The organism is Lentzea kentuckyensis (assembly GCF_002150765.1).
Classification (GTDB): domain Bacteria; phylum Actinomycetota; class Actinomycetes; order Mycobacteriales; family Pseudonocardiaceae; genus Lentzea; species Lentzea kentuckyensis.
The window spans coordinates 1-5770 of record NZ_MUYM01000191.1 but is presented as its reverse complement, the minus strand read 5'-3'; the positions used below and the strand labels follow the sequence as shown (position 1 = coordinate 5770).

Genomic DNA, 5770 nt, shown 5'->3' with positions numbered 1-5770 from the left:
TCGCGAGCCGGGGGCCTTCTCCGTTGGGTCAGCTAGCCCGTCACACCCAGCCGGCGACGTGCAGCGTCACGGAGCGGATGGAACCGCGGTCCGAGCCCACCACGTCGGCGACCTTGAACACCCAGGTGCCGTCCGCGCCGTCCGCCGTCAGTGCCGACAGCGGCGAACCCGGCAGCCACGACCCGGTGAACGGTGCGTCGCTGCTCAGCACGGACGAGAACGACCGCGTCGCCGAGTCGTCGAACACGGCCTGGCAGATGTTGTTGCCCGTACCGCCGGACCGCGAGAACAGCGTGACCGACTTGCCCGACGGCGAGGTGAGCGTGCCCACCAGGTCACCGACGAAGGTGTGGTCGATGCCCACCGTCGTGGAGCCCTCGGTCGCCGAACAGGTCGCGCCGTCCACCGAGAACTTCAGGTTCGACGCCGCACCGACACCGGACACCGGCAGGGAGATGGAGACACCCGTCTGGTCGTTGTCCGGGATGGCCACCGGAGCACCGGTGTAGGCGAACGTCTTGAAGTCCCGCGCCGGCTCACCCACGCGGAAGGTGAACGAGGCCGTCGTCGGCGAGGTCGAGCCCGCGTAGGTCACGCGTGCGTCGAGGCGCACCGCCGAACCGAGACCGGCCGAGGCCGGGACGGTCACCTTGAAGGTGTTGCTGACGGTCTGGCCGACGTCGATGTTGCCGTAGTACTTCGAGCGCGGCGCGATGGTCACGCCGGCGGCCGGCGTCGTCAGCACGACCGAGGTCGACGACGCGGTGCCGTCACCGTTGTTGGCGACCGGAACCGTGACCGTGGCCGTGGTGCCCGGCTTGAGGAAAGCGCTTCCGTCCGCGTCGTTCACGATCGTCGGACGCTGCGCGCGAGCCAGCGCCTGAGGCGACGCGCCCGTGTAGGCGAGAGCCTTGTCTGCCATCACGATGCCGGCACCGGTGCGATTGTCCACACCGGACTCGACGATGTCGATCGCCGTGGTGACAAGGGCTTCCTTGACCTCGGCGGGCTTGAGCGTCGGGTTGCCGGACAGGATCAGACCGGCGATCGCGGCGGCGTTCGGAGCCGCGGCCGACGTGCCGAAGAACGGCGCGAAGCCCGGCACCGAGGTGGTCACGCCGTCGGCCGCGGTGATGTCCGGCTTCTGCCGGGTCTCGGCGAGCGGCGTTCCGTCGGGCGCGAAGAACGTCCTGCGCGGTCCGTCGGAGGTGAAGCGCTCCGGCTTCTGCGTGCTGTCGTAGGCGTTCGGGTACGGGCCCTTGGGGTTGGCCGGGTCGCCGGGCTCCAGGTCGAACGGCAGCGCCGCGGCGGCAGGAGCGGCCGCGACCGAGATCGCGCCCTTGGCGGCCGAGTGACCGCGGGTCATGCCGGGCGTGACGAACTTCTGCAGGCCGTCGCTGGAGTTGGCGAACCGTCCGCCGAACAGCGACAGGTCGAAGTACTTGTCCTCACCGCGGAACTTCACGACCGCGAGCCGCGTGCCCGTGGACGAGGTCGGCGTGTTGAGCCGCTCGAACGGGTCCTGCGTGCCGTCCTGGTTGTTCTGGCTGAAGGTGACAACGTTGCCTTGGGCGTTGACCAGGTACAGGTCGTAGTCGTTGAACGACTGACCCAGCGGGTCGGCCCAGTGCAGCGTCACCGGCGTGTCGCCCGAGTAGTTCGACAGCGGGTTGAACAGCTGCTTGGCGTTCGGGTCCGGGTTGAAGTCGTGCGCGGTGCCGGCGAACTTGCCGACGCCCACACCCGAGTCGACGAACTGCCCCTCCCAGTGGCCGGCGGTGCCGTCCGCGACGTTGCCCTGGTTGCCGGCGCTGGAGAAGAACATCGCGCCGTCCGCGGCGACCGCGTCCACGGCGCGCGCGATGATGCCGTCCTGGAACGGCGACTCGTTGAAGTAGATGACGTCGTCGACGATGACGTCGCAGCCGAGGTCGAACCGCAGCTTCTTGATGTTGTCGGCGAAGCTCGCGTCGCCGTTGAACGCCGTGGCGAAGCCGAGTTCGGCGTTGGGCGCGAGGTCGTGCAGGATCTCGAGCATCGCGGTGCCCTCGTCACCGGAACCCGCCTGCCCCGGCAGGACGTCGACGGCCGGCAGTTCGCCCGCGGCCTGCGACACGGCCAGCGAGCTCACGCCGTCCGAAAGCGCGCACAGCTTCACGCCGACACCGGTCACGTGGAAGCTGCCCCGTGCCGCCTCGGCGCTGTGGGCCTTGTCGCTCTCGGCGACCTTGGCCGCCTGCACGGACAGCTGCTTCTCGGACAACCGGCGCTCGATCTCCCGCGCCTTGTCCTCTTTGGACGGAGCCTTGCGACTCTTGTTGTCCCGCTTGTTCTTCACGTCCTGCGTCATCGCGTCGCTGCCCGGCTCGACGCGCGTGACGTCGTTGCGTCCGGCGATCGCGGCGAGCTGGGCGACCGGAACCTCGGCGCGGACGGTGCGGTGTTCGGGGGACACTGCCCGGATCTGTCCGCCCGCCGCGCGGACAGCGTTGACCAGGTCCTCGGAGTACTGCTTGGCACGGATGTCCACAAGGGTGGTCGACCGCGGCGTCACGGCGACGCCGGTCTGCACCTGCGGCAGTGCGCTCATCGTCCCCATCTGGCCGCGCTTGCGCGCCTCCACGACGAGTGCGCTGTCCACTTTGGACTCGGCTGGGGTGAGCGACTTCTTGATGCTCTGCAACGCGGCGATCTGGGCCGCGGTGCGGTCGGTGATGGTCTTCGCCGCCTTGACCGGATCAGCGGAGGCCGGCGTGACAACGGTGAGTGCGGCCAGAAGGACTGCGGTTCCTGCGGTGACTAACGAAGTGCCTCTTCGAGATCGGCGCACAGGGTTTCTCCCCCGAACGTTGGCGCGCCCCGGAATGATCCCCCTGGGCACGCGGCCTGCGGCCGGATGATCCCGGCCGAGGCGTCAACGTATGGCGCACGACTGATCACAGTCAGCATCCGATTGGGCTACTTCCCACTTAGCAGACGCAATCACACTTCACAGAACAAACGCGTCAGTCCACAACTGACCCGTTCGCCCGGAAAGTGCTTCCAGCAGCGCGGCGGCCTGGTTGTCGGTCAGCGAGGCGACGAAGTCGACGACCGCCCGCCCACGCGCCAATCCCCTGACGACATCAGGACCAATCGGCAGCTCACCGGTTGGACCGACCAATGTGGACGGCTCCGTCCGGGCGAGCGCCGCGTACTCCGTTTCGGCCAGCTCGACCAGATCGTGCAACCTGCGCGGCAACCGATCCGCCTCGGCCCGGTCGGTGACCCACTGCTCCAACGCGTCCACCAACGACGAGAGCAACCGCGCCTGCCCCCGTTGGTGCAACGCCAGATCCGGCCGCAGCAACACAAAACGCCGATGGACGAACTTCAGCACCTGCACCTCGTGCCACTGCTGAACGGCCAGCACCACGTGACCCGACCGCGGCGTCGGCTCCTCGATGACCCCGACCGCGTCCACGAGCCTGCGCGTCCACCGCGCGCTGAAGCCGGCCACCGCCTGCTCCGCCTCGACCGACCCGTCGAACGGCACGGCCAGCAACCCGTCGACCAGTTCCTTGCTCACCTTGCGCACCGCCAGCGCGAACGCCTCGTCGCTCATCACCCAGGAATCCTTGAGGTGCATGCGCCTGCGCAACGTCTCCAGCGACCGCCCCGGCATCCGGATCTCGGCACCGAGCTCGGCGTCACTGAGGCCGGCGAGGTCGAGCGCCTGCGCCTGCCACGTCCCGAGCTCGGCCGAGACCGTCGCGTGCTGCAACACCCCGACCCGGTGGAAGTCCTCCAGGTCGTGAATCGCGTACGCGATGTCGTCCGCGGTGTCCATGACGCTCGCCTCGACGGTCTGCTGCCACGACTCGACCCGCCCCTCGAACGGCTCGCGCGCCTGCCGCAGATCGTTGATCTCCGTGACGTAGGCCGAGAACTTCGAGCTGCCGGTCCCCGGCATGTCGTCGGGCGCCGACGCACCACGCGGCGCCACCGTGAGGTCGAGCGGCTGATGGCGCGTCCACGGGTACTTCAACATCGCCGCCCGCACCGCCACCGTCAGGTCGAGCCCGAGCGCCTTGGGCCCCCGCACGTCCGTCGTCGTGACGATGCGGAACGACTGCGCGTTGCCCTCGAACCCGTCCGGCAACCCGAACCGGTGCCGCGCCAGCCGATCCAGCACCTGCTCGCCGAGGTGCCCGAACGGCGGGTGCCCCAGATCGTGCGCGAGCGCCGCCGCCTCCACCACGTCGGGATCACACCCGCCGAGCTTCTCGAGCACCGCGGTCAGCTCGGGCCGGCTGGTGAGCCGCTCCGCGATCGCGCGCGCGGCCTGGGCGACCTTCAGGCTGTGGGTGAGCCGGTTGTGCACGAGCAGTCCGGAACCCGTCGAGCTGACGACCTGCGTGACGCCGCCGAGCCTCGCGAAGAACGGCGAGCTCGCCACCCGGTCGCGGTCGACCCGGAAGGGGTTCGTGGCGAGGTCGGCGGTCCTGCCCACACCGGCTGACCGACGGGCGGTGCGTTGCTCGTTGTGCATGGGAGAGAAGGTACCGGGCAGCCACGAGCCTTCGGCGCCCCACGCGTCTTCCTCATTGCGCGGCGAAGATGACCATGGTTTTGTGACACCTCCCGGGCAGCGGAAATAACTACTAGAGGGAGCAGGACCCGAATCAGGCCACTGTTCACCCGGTCGAGTGACCGTCAGGCGGCAGGTACCGCAGTGCCGAAGGTCCCCACCCGGTCCGATCGTCGCCGGGTGGCACCATCGCCAGGGCCTGCCAGAGCAGGACGACGTCCCACCACTTCGCCTCGACCGGGGTCAGGGCGCGCACGGACTGGTAGCCGGCGAGGAACTCCGCGTGGACCTCGGCCGGCACCGGCCCCCAGTCGTGGAAGCGGGTGCCGAGCAGGACCGCCGATCGTGCGAGCTCGACGACCCGATGGTCGAATCTGACCTCCTCGAAGTCGATGACCGCGGCCACCTCGGCTCCGGAACACAGGACGTTGGCCGAGCGGAAGTCGTGGTGACCGAGCTGCGTCGGGAGCTCACCGGGAGGCGCTTCGGTGACCAAGCGTCGGAGCGTGTCACGAGCTTTCGCGGGCACGGACCCCGCACCGGAGTCGAGCCAGCCGGCGATCCGGGCGTTCAACGGCGGCAGCGGATCCGCGGGCATGCCGGCCCGCTCGGCGTCGGGGTATCCGGCAAGCGCGTCCTGCAACCGGGCCAGGACCGCCCCTGCCGCTCGGACCTGGCGCGGATCGCCGATGTCGAGCAGTTCACCTTCGATCTCGCGCTGCAAGGACATCGAAGCGCCGCCGGTCTCGACCTGAAGACGGCCGTCCAGCGCGCGAACCGGCACCGAGACCGGCAGCCCCTGACCGTCGAGCCAGTACGTGAGCCGGGCGATCTCCGCCAGGCGTTCGAAGAGCCACGGCACGACCGACCACTTCGCAAGCAGCCGGCCGGACGACGTGCCGACCCAGGCCAGTGCGTTGTGGTCGCTGATCACGATCCGCTCGCAGGAGTGGATCCGGACACCCCAATGCTCGTCCAGCTGGGCAGCGACCCAGCCCACGGCCGCTTCCTCGTCGCTGAAGCCGAACCTTTCGCCGAGCGCGCCGAGAGGGTCGTGCGGTTCCCACAACATCTCGAGCACCGGCGCCTGCAAATTGGTCACACATCCTTTATGCCACAAAACAGAAGACCCCTGAGGGGAGCGCTTGTGGCGCTCGACCCTCAGGGGTCTTCTGTACGTAAGTTCGGCGGCGACCTACT

At 69.1% G+C, this 5770-nt stretch carries 3 protein-coding genes; all 3 read right to left on the bottom strand.

From position 1 onward, the window contains the following. Window positions 1-40: 40 nt before the first annotated feature. Window positions 41-2830, bottom strand: coding sequence for a S8 family serine peptidase (locus B0F77_RS45680; protein WP_169731078.1), 2790 nt, complete (start codon window positions 2828-2830; stop codon window positions 41-43). Window positions 2831-2989: 159 nt separating this feature from the next. After that, the gene (locus tag B0F77_RS45675; RefSeq protein ID WP_086669304.1) at window positions 2990-4531 is read right to left on the bottom strand and encodes a deoxyguanosinetriphosphate triphosphohydrolase family protein; all 1542 of its coding nucleotides are present in this window, start codon (window positions 4529-4531) and stop codon (window positions 2990-2992) included. Between the two features lie 145 nt (window positions 4532-4676). Further along, entirely contained in the window at window positions 4677-5672 is a 996-nt protein-coding gene (locus B0F77_RS45670; RefSeq protein WP_086669303.1) for a phosphotransferase, read from the bottom strand. Window positions 5673-5770: the final 98 nt, after the last annotated feature.

Bases quoted from the DNA above. Each gene is read 5' to 3' on its own strand.
- B0F77_RS45675 (WP_086669304.1), bottom strand. From the start codon at position 4,531: ATGCACAACGAGCAACGCACCGCCCGTCGGTCAGCCGGTGTGGGCAGG.